This window comes from Isoptericola sp. NPDC060185 (assembly GCF_042728595.1).
GTDB lineage: Bacteria > Actinomycetota > Actinomycetes > Actinomycetales > Cellulomonadaceae > Isoptericola.
Genome location: NZ_JBHWYY010000091.1, coordinates 1 through 16466 on the forward strand (window position 1 = coordinate 1; position 16466 = coordinate 16466).

General features: G+C 73.7%; 15 protein-coding genes. 7 read left to right on the forward strand and 8 right to left on the reverse strand.

Annotation, left to right across the window (positions count from 1 at the left end; all coding sequences use genetic code 11):
• Positions 1-125 precede the first annotated feature (125 nt).
• A complete protein-coding gene (locus tag ACFWDO_RS19170; protein WP_380323207.1) occupies positions 126-947 on the forward strand; it encodes a DUF1206 domain-containing protein in 822 nt (273 codons plus the stop codon).
• A gap of 3 nt (positions 948-950) precedes the next feature.
• On the opposite strand, the gene ACFWDO_RS19175 is transcribed toward ACFWDO_RS19170, so the two are convergent.
• A complete protein-coding gene (locus tag ACFWDO_RS19175) occupies positions 951-1697 on the reverse strand; it encodes a M50 family metallopeptidase (RefSeq protein ID WP_380323210.1) in 747 nt (248 codons plus the stop codon).
• Between the two features lie 171 nt (positions 1698-1868).
• Between ACFWDO_RS19175 and ACFWDO_RS19180 the strand changes: the two genes are divergently transcribed.
• The 3 genes from ACFWDO_RS19180 to ACFWDO_RS19190 all read left to right on the forward strand — a co-directional run bounded on the left by ACFWDO_RS19180 (position 1869) and on the right by ACFWDO_RS19190 (position 4757).
• On the forward strand, positions 1869-3383 hold the full coding sequence (locus ACFWDO_RS19180) for a DEAD/DEAH box helicase (protein ID WP_380323213.1): 1515 nt from the start codon (positions 1869-1871) through the stop codon (positions 3381-3383).
• 85 nt (positions 3384-3468) lie between these two features.
• The gene (gene msrB, locus ACFWDO_RS19185; RefSeq protein ID WP_380323216.1) at positions 3469-3873 is read left to right on the forward strand and encodes a peptide-methionine (R)-S-oxide reductase MsrB; all 405 of its coding nucleotides are present in this window, start codon (positions 3469-3471) and stop codon (positions 3871-3873) included.
• Positions 3874-3977: 104 nt separating this feature from the next.
• On the forward strand, positions 3978-4757 hold the full coding sequence (locus tag ACFWDO_RS19190; protein WP_380323219.1) for a tyrosine-protein phosphatase: 780 nt from the start codon (positions 3978-3980) through the stop codon (positions 4755-4757).
• Positions 4758-4829: 72 nt separating this feature from the next.
• On the opposite strand, the gene ACFWDO_RS19195 is transcribed toward ACFWDO_RS19190, so the two are convergent.
• The 4 genes from ACFWDO_RS19195 to ACFWDO_RS19210 all read right to left on the reverse strand — a co-directional run bounded on the left by ACFWDO_RS19195 (position 4830) and on the right by ACFWDO_RS19210 (position 9190).
• A complete protein-coding gene (locus ACFWDO_RS19195; RefSeq protein WP_380323222.1) occupies positions 4830-5315 on the reverse strand; it encodes a MarR family winged helix-turn-helix transcriptional regulator in 486 nt (161 codons plus the stop codon).
• Between the two features lie 113 nt (positions 5316-5428).
• Positions 5429-7063: an MDR family MFS transporter gene (locus ACFWDO_RS19200; RefSeq protein ID WP_380323225.1), complete on the reverse strand. Its 1635-nt coding sequence runs from the start codon at positions 7061-7063 to the stop codon at positions 5429-5431.
• Positions 7060-7536 carry a MarR family winged helix-turn-helix transcriptional regulator gene (locus tag ACFWDO_RS19205; RefSeq protein ID WP_380323228.1) on the reverse strand — a complete coding sequence of 159 codons (477 nt, stop codon included), beginning with the start codon at positions 7534-7536 and terminating at the stop codon, positions 7060-7062. The genes ACFWDO_RS19200 and ACFWDO_RS19205 overlap by 4 nt, the downstream gene beginning before the upstream one ends.
• A gap of 217 nt (positions 7537-7753) precedes the next feature.
• Entirely contained in the window at positions 7754-9190 is a 1437-nt protein-coding gene (locus ACFWDO_RS19210; protein ID WP_380323231.1) for a sugar porter family MFS transporter, read from the reverse strand.
• A gap of 159 nt (positions 9191-9349) precedes the next feature.
• Here ACFWDO_RS19210 and ACFWDO_RS19215 point away from each other — a divergent pair, with 159 nt between their 5' ends.
• The 3 genes from ACFWDO_RS19215 to ACFWDO_RS19225 all read left to right on the forward strand — a co-directional run bounded on the left by ACFWDO_RS19215 (position 9350) and on the right by ACFWDO_RS19225 (position 11845).
• A complete protein-coding gene (locus ACFWDO_RS19215; RefSeq protein ID WP_380323246.1) occupies positions 9350-9949 on the forward strand; it encodes a hypothetical protein in 600 nt (199 codons plus the stop codon).
• A gap of 268 nt (positions 9950-10217) precedes the next feature.
• Entirely contained in the window at positions 10218-10838 is a 621-nt protein-coding gene (locus ACFWDO_RS19220) for a DUF47 domain-containing protein (protein WP_380323234.1), read from the forward strand.
• A 2-nt stretch (positions 10839-10840) separates the two neighbouring features.
• The gene (locus ACFWDO_RS19225) at positions 10841-11845 is read left to right on the forward strand and encodes an anion permease (protein ID WP_380323237.1); all 1005 of its coding nucleotides are present in this window, start codon (positions 10841-10843) and stop codon (positions 11843-11845) included.
• Positions 11846-11941: 96 nt separating this feature from the next.
• Here the strand turns inward: ACFWDO_RS19225 and ACFWDO_RS19230 are convergent, their stop codons facing one another.
• The 3 genes from ACFWDO_RS19230 to mshD all read right to left on the reverse strand — a co-directional run bounded on the left by ACFWDO_RS19230 (position 11942) and on the right by mshD (position 16398).
• Positions 11942-12937 (reverse strand): NUDIX domain-containing protein, encoded by a 996-nt coding sequence (locus ACFWDO_RS19230; protein ID WP_380323240.1) that lies wholly within the window; start codon positions 12935-12937, stop codon positions 11942-11944.
• Positions 12938-12984: 47 nt separating this feature from the next.
• Positions 12985-15213, reverse strand: coding sequence for an RNA degradosome polyphosphate kinase (locus tag ACFWDO_RS19235; RefSeq protein WP_380323250.1), 2229 nt, complete (start codon positions 15211-15213; stop codon positions 12985-12987).
• A 195-nt stretch (positions 15214-15408) separates the two neighbouring features.
• Positions 15409-16398, reverse strand: coding sequence for a mycothiol synthase (gene mshD, locus ACFWDO_RS19240; protein WP_380323243.1), 990 nt, complete (start codon positions 16396-16398; stop codon positions 15409-15411).
• Between the last annotated feature and the right edge of the window lie 68 nt (positions 16399-16466).

Below are 16466 nucleotides of genomic sequence, written 5' to 3' on the forward strand. Positions count from 1 at the left end.
CACGAGGGACGACCTCGTGCCCGGCCGTCGTGCGTCCGGCACCGCCGCGGGTGGCGGACAAGCACCTGCTGCGCCACTGTGTGACCCGCGCCGGGACCCGTGCGGCGCGAGAAAGGTGAGCGCCCGTGCCTTCGACGCCGTCCGTGTCCCCCGGAGACGCCCCTCGCCGGGCGAACCGCAGCCCTCTGCTGCGGGGTCTCGCCCGCGCCGGCTACGTCGCGTCGGGGGTGCTGCACCTGCTGCTGGGTTGGCTTGCCGTCCGCCTCGCCCTGGGCTCCTCGAGCGGGAGCGCGGACCAGCAGGGCGCGCTGCGGGAGCTCGCTGCGGCGCCCGGCGGCGCCCTACTCCTGTGGCTGACGGCGGCGGGCTTCGCGGCGCTCGCGCTGTGGCAGCTCACGGAGGCCCTGGCGGGCGTCCCCGGGGCCGACACCGCGAAGGAGGTCGGCTCGCGGGTGAAGGCCGGCGGCAAGGCGGTGCTCTACGCGGTGCTGGCGGCCACGGCGGTCGGCGTCGTGACCGGGGCGTCGGGCCGCGGCGGTTCCGAGGAGGGCGTCGCCGCGGACCTGATGGCGGCCCCCGCGGGGCGCTGGCTCGTCACGGCGGTCGGCCTCGTCGTCGTCGGCGTGGGCGTGTTCCACGGGGTCAAGGGCGGGCGCAAGACCTTCCTCGACGACCTGCGGGGGACCGGGGGCGGTGCGGTCGGCCAGGCCGTGCTCCGGCTGGGGCAGGTCGGCTACATCGCCAAGGGCGTCGCCCTCGCGGTCGTCGGCGGGCTGTCCGTGGCGGCCGCTGTCACGGCGGACCCGCAGAAGGCCGGCGGGCTCGACGACGCGCTGCGGACCATCCGCGACCAGCCCTTCGGCACGGTGCTGCTGGTCGTCACCGGTGTGGGGATCGCCGCCTACGGCGTGTACTCGTTCGCCCGCGCGCGGTACGCCCGGATGTGACGGTCAGGTCGCGGGCTCGACGATCCAGGTCGCGCCCAGCAGCAGGCAGCCCACCGTGACGAGCAGGAACACCGCGACCCACAGGATCCCGGTGGTGTGGGTGAGCGCCGCGAGCTGGTCGGCGTCGGACCGGCGTGCGCGGCCGCGGGTGCGCTGGGCCTGCATCTCCAGGACCGGGCGCACGGAGCCGAGCAGCAGGAACCACGTGACGGCGTACGCGACGGCGGCCTGCGTGGCGGCGTCGAGCCACCACGAGACGGCGACGAGCGCGGCGCCGCTCACGAGGATCGACCAGAGCCCGAACCAGTTGCGGATCTTCAGGAGCAGGAGGGCGAGCAGCAGCACCAGGAGCCACAGCAGCCCGACGGCGTAGCCGTGCCGCAGCAGCCATGCGGCGCCGAGCCCGGTGAGGCCCGGTCCCACGTAGCCCGCGAACGCCGTGACGATCATCCCGAACCCGCGCGGGCGCCCGGCCGAGACCGTCAGCCCCGACGTGTCGGAGTGCAGGCGGATCCCGTCCAGCCGCCGTCCGGTGACCATCGCGGCCACGGCGTGCGCGCCCTCGTGCGCGATCGTCACGACGTGCCGGGCCACCCGCCACACGGGGGTGACCAGCACGACGGCGAGCGCGACCAGCCCCGCCGACAGCACCACCGCCTGCGGCGGGGGCGGCACCGGGGTGGTGGCGGCCGTCCAGATCTGCGTCAGCACGTCGCCGGCGTTCGCGAGGAAGTCGTCCACGCCGGTCATTCCACCACGCCTGCCTGGGCGCCCGGCCCGGTGCCCACGGCGGGACGTGCGACAATGCTGGAGGTGGCTGCGCGTCCGCGCGCCCCGCGTCGTGGAGATCCCCCCGGATTGCGTGCGGCGGACCCCGACCCTCGACGTCCTCGAACGTCCCAGCCCGAGAGGCCTTTCTCTGTGTCTGACTTCGCCGGCTTCGGCCTGCCCACGCCTGTCGTCCGTGAGCTCACGGACCAGGGCATCACCACCCCGTTCCCCATCCAGTCCGCGTCGCTGCCCGACACGCTCGCCGGCGCCGACGTGCTCGGCCGCGGCCGCACCGGCTCCGGCAAGACGCTCGCGTTCTCGCTGCCGGTCGTGACGCGGCTCGCGACGTCGGCCGCGCAGGCGGTCGCCGCGGGCCGCCCGCGCCGTCGTGCCGCGCGCCCCCGCGCCCTCGTGCTCTGCCCGACGCGCGAGCTCGCCAACCAGATCAACGCCACGATGGAGCCGCTCGCGAAGGCGCTCGGCCTCGTGACGACCACCGTCTTCGGCGGCGTCGCCCAGTCCCGCCAGGTCAACGCCCTGAACGCGGGCGTCGACGTCGTCATCGCCTGCCCCGGCCGCCTCGAGGACCTGCTCGGCCAGAAGCACCTCACGCTCGACGACGTCGAGATCACCGTGCTCGACGAGGCCGACCACATGGCCGACCTCGGCTTCCTGCCCGGCGTGAAGCGGATCATGGACCGCACACCGGTCCAGGGCCAGCGGCTGCTGTTCTCGGCGACGCTGGACAACGGCGTCGACGTGCTGGTCAAGCGCTACCTCAAGAACCCGGTGACGCACTCGGTCGACGAGGCCGCCGCGCCCCCGCCCCAGATGACGCACCACATCCTCGCCGTGGCGGACGCCGACGCGAAGAAGGACGTGGTGCACGAGCTCGCGTCGGGCACCGGCCGCCGCGTCCTGTTCACGCGCACCAAGCACCAGGCGAAGAAGCTCGCCAAGCAGCTCACCGGCGCCGGCGTGCCGGCGGTCGACCTGCACGGCAACCTCGGCCAGGGCGCGCGCGAGCGCAACCTCGCGGCGTTCTCGTCCGGCGACGTCAAGGTGCTGGTGGCCACGGACATCGCCGCGCGCGGCATCCACGTCGACGACGTCGAGCTCGTCGTGCACGTGGACCCGCCGGCGGAGCACAAGGCGTACCTGCACCGCTCCGGCCGCACGGCCCGCGCGGGCTCCGGCGGTGACGTCGTCACCGTCATGCTGCCCGAGCAGCGCGGCGACGTCCGCGACCTCACGCGCAAGGCGAAGATCACCGCCCGCCCCCAGCAGGTCGTGCCCGGCGACGCAACCGTCACCGCCCTCGTGGGCGAGGTCGCGCCGTACGTGGCGCCGCCCGCCCCGGCGGCCCCCGCGCCGCAGCGGCGCAAGGGCTCCGGCCGGCCCGCCCAGGGCGGTCAGGGCGGCCACGGCGGTCAGTCCCGCGGCGGACGCCCGCAGGGCGGGCAGTCCCAGGGGGGCCAGGCGCACGGTGCTCAGGCGCGCGGTGGTCAGGCGCACGGTGGTCAGGTCCAGGGCGGACGCGGCCAGGGGCAGCGCTCGCAGGCGCCGGGGTCGTCGGCCGTCCGCGCGGACGGCTCGGCGCCGGCGCGCCGCCGTCGCCGCGGCGGCCGCGGCCGGGGTCACGGCGGCTCCGCACCCCAGGCCTGACCGGTCCCGCTCCGGGGCGTGCTCGTCACGCCCCGGCGCGGAACACCCACGGCACGTCCCCGGTTGACCACGACGGAGGTGTCAGATGACGTACGAAGTCACCAAGCCCGACGAGCAGTGGCAGGTGGAGCTCTCCCCGCAGGAGTTCGCCGTGCTGCGGCAGGCGGGCACCGAGCGGCCCTGGACCGGGGAGCTGCTCGACGAGAAGCGCGTGGGCGTGTACCGCTGTCGCGCGTGCGGCCACGAGCTGTTCCGCAGCGAGACCAAGTTCGACTCGCACTGCGGCTGGCCGTCGTTCTACACGCCCCTCGCGGGCGACAGCGTGGAGCTGCTGGAGGACCGGTCGCACGGCATGCTCCGCACCGAGGTGCGCTGCGCGCGCTGCGGCTCGCACCTGGGGCACGTCTTCGACGACGCGCCGCAGACGCCCACCGGCGACCGGTTCTGCATGAACTCGCTGAGCCTGTCGTTCGAGCCCACGGAGACCTGACCGACCCGCCGTCGCGGGTGGGCTCGCGGCCTCTGGTCCGCCATGAGATGGGGCCACGATCCCACCCGCAGCGCTCCGGGCGGGTCGGGGCTAAGGTCGGGCAGGTGACCGAGCCCGTGCCCGCCACGCCCATGTCCGACGCCGACCTCGCGCTCGGCGCGGCGCCCGTCGCGCCGTCGTCCGTCCCCGACCACCTGGTCAACCTGCGCGACGTCGCGACCGCCGCCCCGGGCCTGAGGCCCGGGGCGCTGCTGCGTTCGGACGCGCCCCGGTCGGGCGACCGGGCCCCCGAGGGGGTCGCCTGGCCCCCGCGCACCGTGCTCGACCTGCGCGACCCCGGGGAGAACGGCGAGGCGCACCCGCTGTCGTCCGTCGCGCGCGTGGTTCCGCTGCCGGTGCTGAACGGCACGGCCATGGCGGCGTCGGCCGGGCCCATGGTGGTTCCCGCCCTGGGGGACCTGTACGTGTCGATGCTCGACGAGCCGGGCGCCGGGCACCTCGTCGAGGCGGTACGGCTGATCGCGACCGCCGACGCGCCGGTCCTCGTGCACTGCACGGCCGGCAAGGACCGCACGGGCGTCACGGTGGCCCTGGTGCTCGCGCTGCTCGGCGTCGACCGGGAGGCCGTCGTCGCCGACTACGAGCGCACCGGCCCGCACATGCGCGACGTGATGGCGCGCGCGGCGGTGACGGCCAACCTCGCCGTCCCGGACGCGCACCTGCTGGCGAAGCTGCCCCCGGAGCTCGTGACCGCGCCGGGGTGGGCCATCGAGTCGGTGCTCGACCGGCTCGCGGAGCACGACGGCGGCGCGCAGGGCTGGTTCCTGGCGCACGGCGGCGACGCCCCCATGCTCGACGCGCTCCGCGCGCGGCTCGTCGGCTGACGCCGGGGACGAGGAACGGCGAGGACCCGGGTCGGGTCCTCGCCGTTCGTCTGCCCGCCGTCGGCGGTGGGGTCAGGGGCGCGTGTCGCGCCATCGGACGAAGTCGTCCGAGTAGCGGTGCAGCAGCGTCGCGAGCTGCGAGACGTCGGCCTCGTCCCAGTCGCCGAACGCGTCCTTGTACATCTCGATGCGGCGGTCGCGCGCCCGGGCGAACCGGGCCGCGCCGTCGGCGGTGAGGGTGATGCGCTGGCCGCGCGTGTCCTCGGGGTCGACCTCGCGGTGCACGAGGCCGAGGTCCACGAGCCGGCTCAGCTGTCGGGAGACCGTGGCCCGCCCGACGCCGAAGTGGGCGGCGAGGTCGGAGCCACGGATCCCCGGATGGGAGTCGATGTGCGCGAGGATCGGGTACGCCGACGCCTCGAGCTCAGGATGCACCCGCCGGGCGGTCTGGGCCGCGGACGACTGGGCGCGACGGATCAGCACCCGGATCTCTCGTTCGAGAGCACCGAACGGGTCGGTGGCCGGGTCTGGCATTGACGGGGCGGCTGCGTCGTGCATGCGCCCATCATGAGGCTTCGCCGAGGCAAACGGGAACGCCGCCACCGGGGGAAGTTGCGCCCGGACGGGGCCGCAGCGGGTGAAATCGGCCCCGTCCGGTGTTTTCGCCGGTGTCAGGCCCGCTCGGCGGCGGTCGCGGCCGGCGCCGAGGCGGCCGCCGCGGCGTCCTTCTCCTCGTCGAGCACCTGCTCGATGCCGGAGCGCTTGCCCAGCGGGACCTCCTTGATGAACAGCACGGCGATCAGCGAGATCACCGCCATCGGGACGGCGTACAGGAAGATCGTCGTGATGCCGTCCGAGTAGGCGGACTCGACGACGGTCTGCACCGGCGCGGGGAGGGCGGCCAGGTCGGGGACGGCGCCCGAGCCGGCGCCCATGGCGTCGGCGGGGATGCCGAGCTTCGCGAGGCCGGTGACCAGGTCCGACTTGATGTGCGAGGCCATCACCGCGCCCAGGGCGGAGACGCCGATCGCGCCGCCGAGGGAGCGGAAGAACGCGACGCCGGAGGTGCCGGCGCCCATCTCGTGCACGTCGAGCGTGTTCTGCGTGGCCAGCACCAGGTTCTGCATCAGCGCGCCGACCGACAGGCCCAGGCCGAACAGGAACACCGAGATGAGGACGAAGCTCGTGTCCACCTCGATGGTCGACAGGCCGTACAGCGAGCCGGTCAGGAGGACGGCGCCGCCCACCATGATCGCCTTGTAGCGGCCGGTGTTGGAGATGATGCGGCCCAGGACGATGCCGGCGAGCATCGTGCCGACCACCATCGGGATGGTGAGCAGGCCGGACTCGGTGGGCGTCTTGCCGCGGGCCAGCTGGAAGTACTGGCTGAGGAACACGGCGGTGCCGAACATGGCGACGCCGACGGAGGCGGACGCGACCACCGCGAGCACGAACGTGCGGTTCTTGAACAGGTGCAGCGGGATGATCGGCTCCGCCGCGGCGCGCTCCACGAAGCCGGCGGCAACGAGCGCCACGACGGCGCCGCCGACCATGGCCGCGGTCTGCCAGGACGCCCACTCGAACTGGTCGCCCGCGAAGGTGACCCACAGGAGCAGCAGCGCGACGGCGACGGCGATGAGCACGGCGCCCGCGTAGTCGATCTTCACGGCGCGCTGCTCGCGCGTGGGCAGGTGCAGCGTCTTCTGCAGCACGACGAACGCCACGATGGCGAACGGGACGGCGACGAAGAAGCACCAGCGCCAGCCGAACGAGTCGGTGAGCACGCCGCCGAGCAGCGGGCCGCCGATCTGGCCGACCGCCATGACGCCGCCCATGAGGCCCATGTACTTGCCCCGCTCGCGCGGGCTGATGATGTCGGCCATGAGGACCGTCGCGAGGGCGGTGAGGCCGCCCGCGCCGATGCCCTGCAGGGCGCGGAAGCCGATGAGCATCTCGATGTTCTGCGAGAGACCGGCGGCAGCCGCGGAGACGACGGTGATCGCCAGCGCGATCTGCATGAGGGTCTTGCGGTTCGTGAGGTCGGCGAGCTTGCCCCACAGGGGGGTCGAGATCGTCATCGTCAGCAGCATGGCCGTGACGACCCATGTGTAGGAGTGCTGGGAGCCGCCGAGCTCGTTGACGATCCGGGGCAGCGACGTCGAGACGATCGTCGAGCCGAGCAGGGACACGAAGACGCCGAGGAGGATGCCCGAGAGGGCCTCGAGCACCTCGCGGCGGGACATCGCCGGGGCCGGCGGGGCGGACAGGTCCGGCACCGCGGGCGCCGGGCTGGGGGACTGACTCATCGGGCGGGGATCTCCTCCTGCGCCTGGGCGCGGTCATGGGTCGTGGTGAGGGCGGCCGCGACGCTGCGGATCCGGGAGGTGGCCTCGGCGAGGTCTTCGTCCGACCAGTCGGAGAAGGCTTCGGAGACGAGGTCGTCGATACGGCGGAAGGACGCCTCCGCGAAGTCGCGGCCGGCGTCCGTCAGGGCGAGGTAGCGCACGCGCCGGTCGTCGTCGTCCACCGTGCGGAGCACGAGGCCGGCGTCGACGAGGGCGCTGACCTGGCGGCTCGCGACGGAGACGTCGACGCGGAGCTTGGCGGCGACGTCCGTGAGCTGGACGCGCCCGCACCGCGTGAGCATGTGCAGGGCGCCGAGTCCGGCGCGGGGGAGGTCCAGGTCGCGCGCCACGCGCATGGCGGCCTCGCGCTGGGCGCGGGAGAGCTCTTCGAGCGTCTCCACGAGCTCGCGGGCCGCGGTGCGGGCAACAGGCATGGCAGGGCCTTTGTGAGAGGAGCGAGGGTGCTCGGGGCCGAGGGCCGGAGCGGTGCGACCCGACGGGTCGACTGATTGCAGAGTGCAAACATACGCGCAGTGCTTGCAGCAAGCAAGTGTCCAGGTCGGAGCGTCCGAGCACGGGGACGACGGCGGCCCGCCGCGTCCAGGGCGGACGCGACGGGCCGGTGCCGGTGCCCGTGGGTGGAGGCGCGGGTCAGGCGCGCTTGAACGCCTCGCCCGCCATGTCCTCGAGCTCGACGCCCTTCGTCTCCGGGATCTTGCCCAGCACGAAGAAGAACGACAGCGCCGCGAAGACCGCGTACATCAGGTAGGGGATGGACGGGCCGAACGTCGCGAGCATCGGCGGGAACGTCAGGGTGATCGCGAAGTTCGCGATCCAGTTGGCGGCCGCGCCCACGCCCAGCGCGGCGGCGCGGATGCGGTTGGGGAACATCTCGCCCAGCAGCACCCACATCAGCGGGCCCCACGTGGCGCCGAAGAACACCACGAACGCGTTGGCGCACACCAGCGCGATGCCGTTCCAGGGGGCACCGAGGGTGATCGAGTCGCCGCTCCCGGTCGCCTGCGTGAACGCCAGCGCCATCAGGCCGAGCGAGACTGCCATGCCCGCCGAGCCCACGAGGAGCAGCGGCCGCCGCCCCACCTTGTCGATGAGGGCGATCGCGATGAACGTGACCGCCACGTTGGTGACCGACGTGATCGTCGAGACCAGGAAGGCCTGCGACTCGTCGAAACCGACCGCCTGCCACAGCGTCGTCGAGTAGTAGAAGATCACGTTGATCCCGACGAACTGCTGGAAGATCGCCATGACGATGCCGACCCAGACGATCGGCTTCAGCCCGAAGCGGTTCCCGCGCAGCGTGCCCAGCTCGGAGTTCGCCTCGTCCGTGGCGATCGAGCGATGGATCTCGGAGATCCGGTCGTCGGGATGCTCGTCCGGGCCGAGCACCGACGCGAGGACCGTGCGGGCCTCGTCGTCGCGCCCCTTCGTCACCAGGTAGCGGGGCGACTCCGGCATCCGCATCGCGAGGATCCCGTAGACCGCCGCGGGGATGACCGCGACCAGGAACATCCAGCGCCAGGCCTCCCAGCCGAACCACAGCTCGTTCGCCGCGCTGCCCGCCGCCGTCGCGAGGATCTGGTCCGACAGCAGGGCCGCGAAGATACCGACCGTGATCGCGAGCTGCTGCAGCGAGCCGAGCCGCCCGCGCATGACCGCCGGCGCGATCTCCGCGATGTACGCGGGCGCGATCACCGAGGCGATACCGATGCCGACACCGGCCATGAACCGCCAGACCGCGAGGTCCCACGCGCTCCACGCGATCGCCGACAGGATCGACGAGACGAAGAACAGCACGGCGCCCAGCACCATCACGTGCGTGCGGCCCCACCGGTCCGCCAGCTTGCCGCCCGACCAGGCGCCCAGCGCGCACCCGAGCAGGGCGATCGCCACGACCAGGCCCGTCACGGTGGAGCTCAGGCTGAACTGCCCCTGGATCGCGTCGACGGCGCCGTTGATCACCGACGAGTCGAACCCGAAGAGGAAGCCGCCGACGGCCGCCGCGAAGGCGAGGGCCGTGGCCTTGCGGTGGGCGCTGTGCGCCGCGGAACCAGGTGCTGGGCTCGTCATGATCGTCCTCGGATCGGTCGGCAGTCCTGCGTCCTTCGATGCTAGGTCGGGGTCGCGGTGTCGGCGCGCTGAGCAGGCGGGACACGCCCCGAGGCGGCGCGGGGTGAGACTGGACCGGTGAACGACGCACCCGAGCCGCGCAGGCACCGCCGACCCGCCATGCTCGACCCGCAGACCGCGGAGCAGATCCCGGGCGACCTCGACCCGGCGCTGCGCGACGAGGTCGCGCACACCACCGCCCGCGCCGTCGTGCACCGGTCGCGCGCCGCCGAGGACCCCGTCGTCGTGGACCGCCTCGTCCGCCTCGTCGAGCGGGAGGGGCTCGACGTCGTCGCCGCCCTCTGGTCCGACGCCGCCGCCGTCTCCCTGCCGGGCGCCCTGTGGCGGCTGTACGTGCTGCGCGAGTGGGTGCGTCGCGACCCGCGGACCGTGGGCCTGCGGTACCGGCTCGGCGTCGACGCGGCCCCCGTGCACGAGGTCGTGGCCGGGGTGCCGCGCCCGCCCGCTCCCGAGGACCTGCGGGCGCTCGCGGACGACGTCCTGTCCGGCGTCTTCGCCGGGGACCTGGCCGTGGCGCTCGAGCGCGCCGCGTCGTTCTGCCGCATCCTCGCGACCGGCGCCGCCTTCGACGCCGACGCGCGCGAGGTGGCCGACCCGGACGGGGCCACCCGGATGACCCGCGGGGCCGCCGACCTCGTGCGCACCGCGGAGGAGCTGGAGCGGGCGGCCGCCTCGTGGCGGGCCGGGACGCTCGGCTGATCGACCACGGCGTGACCTGCGTGTTCGGAACGCGGCGACGGCGGGGCTTACGATGTTCGCGCGACGTCGGGCCGCGGTAGCCCCGGGCTCCATCTTCAGCCGCTTCGAGCGGCCACGCGCCGAGAGGCGCTCCCGGTCCGGCGTCGCACCTCACCCGAGTTCACGCAGCCCGCAGGGGGAAGCGTTCAGCGCGCGTTCAACTGGTCGCGCCAGGATCGCCACCTCTAGTCTGTGAGAGTCTCAGCGTCTTCGACCTCAGGAGCCACACGTGCGCCTGCGCCTGACACCGCGCGACACGACCTATTTCGACATGCTGGCGACCCTCGCACAGCACAACGTGACGGGAGCATCGCTCCTGGCGGAGCTGCTCGGGGCGTCACGGCAGGAGCGCGAAGGGATCGTGCGTCGGCTCAACGAGGCCGAGCACATCGCCGACGACGCCGCCCACTCGATCATGCGGCGCCTGAACCAGACGTTCGTCACCCCGTTCGACCGGGACGACATCTACGGCCTGGCCTCCGCGCTCGACGACTGCATGGACGCCATGGAGGAGGCCGGCGACCTCATCGTCCTGTACAAGGTCGACGAGCTGCCGATCCGGGTCTCCGAGCAGGTGCAGGTGCTGCAGCGCTGCGCCGAGCTCACCGCCGAGGCCATGCCGCGCCTGCGCTCCATGGACCAGCTGTCCGACTACTGGGTCGAGATCAACCGGCTGGAGAACCAGGGCGACAAGCTGCACCGCGAGCTCATCGCGCAGCTGTTCGACGACACCACCGACCCGGTGCTGCTCATCAAGCTCAAGGAGATCGTCGACATGCTCGAGGAGGGCGCCGACGCCTTCGAGCGGGTCGCGAACATGGTCGAGACCATCGCCCTCAAGGAGTCCTGACGGTGGAGGCGGCTCTCGTCGTCTTCGTCGTGGCGATCGCCCTCGGCTTCGACTACACGAACGGGTTCCACGACGCGGCCAACGCGATCGCCACCTCGGTCTCGACCCGGGCCCTGACCCCGCGCGTCGCGCTGGGCATGGCGGCCGTCATGAACTTCGTCGGGGCGCTGCTCGGCACCGAGGTCGCGGAGACCATCGCGACGTCGATCGTCGACCTGCAGGACGCGTCCAACCACACCGCGCTCATCGTGGTGCTGTGCGCGTTGCTCGGCGCCATCGCCTGGAACCTCATCACCTGGTGGTTCGGCCTGCCGTCGTCGTCCACGCACTCGCTCATCGGCGGTCTGGTGGGCGCCGGGCTCGCGGCGGGGCTGCCCATCTACGGCCAGGCGATCATCGACAAGGTCGTGCTGCCGATGGTCTTCTCGCCGCTCATCGGCTTCATCGGCGCCTACGTCGTCATGGTGGCCGTGCTCTGGATCTTCCGGAACAAGGCGCCGTCGAAGGTGACGCGCCGGTTCCGCCTCGCGCAGACCGCCTCGGCCGCGGCCATGGCCCTCGGCCACGGTCTCCAGGACGCGCAGAAGACGATGGGCGTCATCTTCATGGCGCTCCTCACGGTCGGCTGGGCGGACCCGGACGCGGGCATCCCGCTCTGGGTCAAGCTCGGCGCGGCGGCCGCGATCTCGCTCGGCACCTACTCCGGCGGCTGGCGCATCATGCGCACGCTGGGCCGTCGCATCATCGAGCTCGACCCGGCCCGCGGCTTCGTCGCCGAGTCCGTGTCGGCCCTGGTGCTCTACGCCAACGCGTTCATCCTGCACGCCCCCGTCTCCACGACCCACACGATCACCTCGGCGATCATGGGCGTGGGCGCCACGCGCCGGCTGTCCGCCGTGCGGTGGGGCGTCGCGAAGAACATCGGCGTGGCCTGGGTGCTGACCATCCCCGCCGCCGCCCTCGTGGCCGCGATCATGACCTGGATCCTGCACCCCTGGCTCACGTGACGTCGGGCCCGCAGCACGCCGAGAGGGCACGCACCGTCACCACGGTGCGTGCCCTCCTCGCGTCTGGCCAGGGCGGCCCCGCAGGCTCGTCGCGGGTCAGTAGACGGGCGGCGTGACCTTCTCGACGGCGACGACGCGCGGGCCCTTGCCGGTGACGGCGACGTGCGCCACGAGCAGGTCGCCGGGCTCCAGGAACGGGTCGCGCGAGGGCAGCACGTTCGCCACCGCGCGGCGCGAGTGCTGGCCCAGCACGTCCAGCACCGTCGGGAGCACGGGGCGGTGCGTGCACAGCACCGAGGACCGCCCGGACTCCAGCAGGTCGAGCACGGTCGCCGCGACGCGGGCCGGCGAGCGCTCGTGCTCCGCCTCGCCGAGCTGGTCGCTCAGCTCCGGCCGGGCGTGCGACGCGCGCACGTAGGGCTCGATGGTCGCCGCGCACCGCTCCCAGCGGCTCGACACCACCGACGTCACCCCGTACGCCGCGAGCACCGGCACGAGCGCCGCGCCCTGGGCGTGGCCGGTCGGGGTCAGCGGGCGGTCCTGCTCGGGGCCGTGCCAGCCCGCGCGGGCCAGGGCCTTGCCGTGCCGCACGATGACGACGGCGTGCGTGGCGAGCCGGCCCTGCGCGTGCGCCTGCACCAGCGCCTCGAGCGGGCCGCGGTCGGCCTCGCGGGTCAGCCTCGCCGTCGCCGCGTCGACGTCGAGCCACGCCTTCTTGTCCACCTCGTCGCGCGTCGGCGGCCGCACCGGGTACCGGGCGGTCAGCGCCGCGCCGTCGTCCGCGCGCGTCGCCCGCCGGGCCGCCCAGTAGTGCACCCGCTTCACGCGGCCCTCGGGGGTCAGGTACTGCAGGCCGGGCAGCGGCACGCCCAGGACCACGGGCTTTCCGGTCTCCTCCGCGACCTCGCGCGCCGCGGTCGTGTTCAGCGCCTCGCCCGCCTCGAGCTTGCCCTTGGGCCACGACCAGTCGTCGTAGCGCGGCCGGTGCACCAGCTGCACCTGCAGCCGGCCCTCCCGCTCGCGCCAGACGAGGGCACCCGCCGACTCGATGACCGGCGCGTGCTCCACGGACGTCGCCCCCAGCCTGCTCACGAGCGGGGACGCCGCCACGCCCGCCGACCGGCGCGCGCCTGCCGCCCTCACCGGGTCCTCTCGGGCCGGCGACGGTGGCGGTCCACGAGGCTCGCCTGCAGGTCCTCCAGCGGCTCGCCGTCCGGGCCCACGGCGTGCCGCACCCAGGTGTCGTCGGGCTGCAGGTGCCACGTCGACGTGAGGTCCGACATCGAGCGGTCCATCAGCTCCAGCAGCTCGGCGACCTGGCCCTCGTCCGTGATCCGCACCAGCGCCTCGACGCGGCGGTCGAGGTTGCGGTGCATGAGGTCCGCCGAGCCGATGTACACCTCGGGGCCGGACTCCGGGCCCTCGCCGATCGCCGGGCCCGCGGAGTTCGCGAACGCGTAGATGCGCGAGTGCTCCAGGAAGCGGCCCAGGATCGACCGGACGCGGATGTTCTCGCTCAGGCCCGGCACGCCGGGGCGCAGGGCGCAGATGCCGCGCACCACCAGGTCGACGTGCACGCCGGCCTGCGAGGCGCGGTACAGCGCGTCGATCGTCGCCTCGTCCACGGCGGAGTTCACCTTGATCCGCACCCACGCCTCGTGGCCCGCCCGGGCGGCGGCCGCCTCGCGCTCGATGCGCTCGATGAGGCCGGAGCGCACCGTGCGCGGCGCCACCAGCAGGCGGTGGAAGCGCGACTGCGGCGCGTACCCGGAGAGCTGGTTGAACAGGCGCGTGAGGTCCTGGCCGACGTCGCGGTCGCACGTGAGCAGCCCGTGGTCCGTGTACATCCGGGCCGTCTTCGGGTGGTAGTTGCCCGTGCCGATGTGGCAGTACCGCCGCAGCCCGTCGGCCTCCTGGCGCACCACGAGGGACAGCTTGCTGTGCGTCTTGAGGCCCACGATCCCGTACACCACGTGCACGCCCGCCTCCTCGAGCTTGCGCGCCCAGGAGATGTTGGCCTGCTCGTCGAACCGTGCCTTGATCTCGACCAGGGCCAGCACCTGCTTGCCCGCCTCGGCGGCGTCGATCAGCGCGTCGACGATGGGGGAGTCGCCCGACGTGCGGTACAGCGTCTGCTTGATCGCCAGCACCGCCGGGTCGGCCGCGGCCTGCTCGAGGAACGTCTGCACCGACGTGGAGAACGAGTCGTACGGGTGGTGCAGCAGGATGTCGCGCTCGCGGATCGCGGCGAACACGTCGCGCGGCGTCGCGGACTCCACCTCTGCGAGCTGGCGGTGCGTCGTCGGGACGAACGGCGGGAAGTGCAGCGACGAGCGCTCGATGTCGGCGATGACGTTGAGGCCGGTGAGGTCGAGCGGCGCGGGCAGCTCGTACACCTCCTCGTCCGCGACCCCGAGCTCGCGGACCAGCAGCTCGCGGATGCGCGGCGAGATGCCGTGCGCCAGCTCCAGGCGCACGGGCGGGCCGAAGCGGCGGCGCAGCAGCTCCTTCTCCATCGCCTGCAGGAGGTTCTCGGCGTCGTCCTCCTCGACCTCCACGTCCTCGTTGCGCGTGACGCGGAACGTGTGGCTCTCGCGCACCTCCATGCCCGGGAACAGGTGGTCGAGATGCTGGGCGATGACCTCCTCCAGCGGCACGAACGACGTCTGCGTGCCGCCGCCCTGCGTGGGCGTCGGCGCGGACGGCCGCCCGCGGTCGTCGACGGCGATGAAGCGCGGCAGCAGCGGCGGCACCTTGACGCGCGCGAAGTGCTCCTTGCCGGTCAGCGGGTTCGCGACGACGACGGCCAGGTTCAGCGACAGCCCCGAGATGTAGGGGAACGGATGCGCCGGGTCCACGGCCAGGGGTGTCAGCACCGGGAAGATCTGCTTGCGGAAGAACTTGTGCAGGCGCTCCTGCTCCCGCACCTCCAGCTCGTCCCAGTGCACGATCGTGATGCCCTCGGCGTCCAGCGCCGGCTGCACGTCGGAGCGGAACACCTCCGCGTGCCGGGCCATCAGCTGGTGCGACGCGTCGCCGATCGACTCCAGCACCTGGCGGGGGCTCATGCCCGACGCCGCGGTGACCGCGATACCGGTGGCGATCCGGCGCTTCAGGCCGGCCACCCGCACCATGAAGAACTCGTCCAGGTTGGACGCGAAGATCGCGAGGAACCGCGCGCGCTCCAGCAGCGGCAGCGTCGTGTCCTCCGCGAGCTCCAGCACCCGCTCGTTGAACGCGAGCCAGCTCAGCTCGCGTTCGGCGAACCGGTCGTCGGGCAGGGGCTCGACCTCGGCCGCCGCGGCCTCCTCGACCTCGGGCTCCTCCGCGATGTGCTCGGCGATGTGCGCGGCGAGCTGCGGGTCCATCGGGCGCGACGGCGCGACGGCGGTGGCCCGGGGCCGGCTGTCCGTCACCTCGGCGGCCGCGACGGCGTCGGACGAGGCGGGGGAGTTCCGGCCGCGGCCGTCGCGGGTCCGGGGCGGTCGAGGGCGCGACGCTGTCATGCCCCCATCCTGGCACCGCCGGGTGAACGGCGGGTGTCCAAGGGTGGCCGCGGGGTGCTACGCCTCGTCGGGCGCGGCGGGGCGCGCGTACTGGACGTCGGCTGCCGCGCGCTCGAAGCCCGCACCCGCGTACGTGGCCAGCGCGGCCGCGTTGTCGCCGTCCACGTACAGCACCGCGCGGTCGCAGCCGACCCGGGCCAGGTGGCGCAGCCCGACGGCGGTGAGCGCGCGGCCCAGGCCGCGGCCCTGCGCCTCGGGGGAGACACCGACGGCATAGATCTCCCCGGACCTGATCTCGCCGGTGCCGCCCTCGTCGTCGAGCGGGCCGGTCTCCACCTTGGTCCACAGGTACGCGAGCGGGGCGGCGTCGGGGGCGCCGGCGTCCTCGACGAGGAAGAAGCCCTCGGGGTCGAACCACGGCTCGCGCTGCCGGTCGCGCAGGTCGTCGACGGTGAGGCGGCCCTGCTCGGGATGGTCGGCGAAGGCACGGGCGTTCAGCCGCACCCAGGCCTCGTCGTCGTCCCCCGGCCGCACCGTGCGCAGCGTCAGCCCCGGCAGCTCGGGAAGGTCGCGGGCCGCGTCCTCGGGACCGAGCGCGCGCGCCAGCACGAGCAGCTCGCGGGCCACCTCGTAGCCGCGCGCCTGCGCGAACCCCCGGGCGGCGGGAAGGGCGCCGTGCGCCCACACCCGCAGGGGCTTGCCGCGCTGGCCCGGAGCACCCGAGAACATCGGCAGGCGCGCGTCGCGCTCCACCGTGCGCAGCAGCATGCTGCCCACGCCGGCCCGGCGGTGGTCCGGGTGCACGACGAGCTCCGCGCTCGCGTCGTCGCCGCCGCGGTCGACCTGGGCGTAGCCGACCGTCGTGCCGTCGCCGTCCTGCGCGACGACGTGGGTCAGCCAGTCGGCGTCCGTGCCCAGGCGCAGCAGGGGCTGCTCCGACAGCGGGGCGACGCCGTCGTGCTCGGCCGCCGCCGCGGCGAGCGCGCGCACGGCGTCCTGCGCGGCGGGGTCGAGAGGGCCGAAGGACAGGGCGGGCGTGAGAGGCACGCCCCCATTGTCACCGAGGACCGACCGAGCCGACCAGGCGGTTGTGCACCTTCTGACGCTTCAGAAGG

Coding starts and splice junctions, on each gene's coding strand:
- ACFWDO_RS19175 (WP_380323210.1), bottom strand. CDS start 1,697: ATGACCGGCGTGGACGACTTCCTCGCGAACGCCGGCGACGTGCTGACG.
- msrB (WP_380323216.1), top strand. CDS start 3,469: ATGACGTACGAAGTCACCAAGCCCGACGAGCAGTGGCAGGTGGAGCTC.
- ACFWDO_RS19195 (WP_380323222.1), bottom strand. CDS start 5,315: ATGCACGACGCAGCCGCCCCGTCAATGCCAGACCCGGCCACCGACCCG.
- ACFWDO_RS19200 (WP_380323225.1), bottom strand. CDS start 7,063: ATGAGTCAGTCCCCCAGCCCGGCGCCCGCGGTGCCGGACCTGTCCGCC.
- ACFWDO_RS19205 (WP_380323228.1), bottom strand. CDS start 7,536: ATGCCTGTTGCCCGCACCGCGGCCCGCGAGCTCGTGGAGACGCTCGAA.
- ACFWDO_RS19210 (WP_380323231.1), bottom strand. CDS start 9,190: ATGACGAGCCCAGCACCTGGTTCCGCGGCGCACAGCGCCCACCGCAAG.
- ACFWDO_RS19215 (WP_380323246.1), top strand. CDS start 9,350: ATGCTCGACCCGCAGACCGCGGAGCAGATCCCGGGCGACCTCGACCCG.
- ACFWDO_RS19235 (WP_380323250.1), bottom strand. CDS start 15,213: ATGGACCCGCAGCTCGCCGCGCACATCGCCGAGCACATCGCGGAGGAG.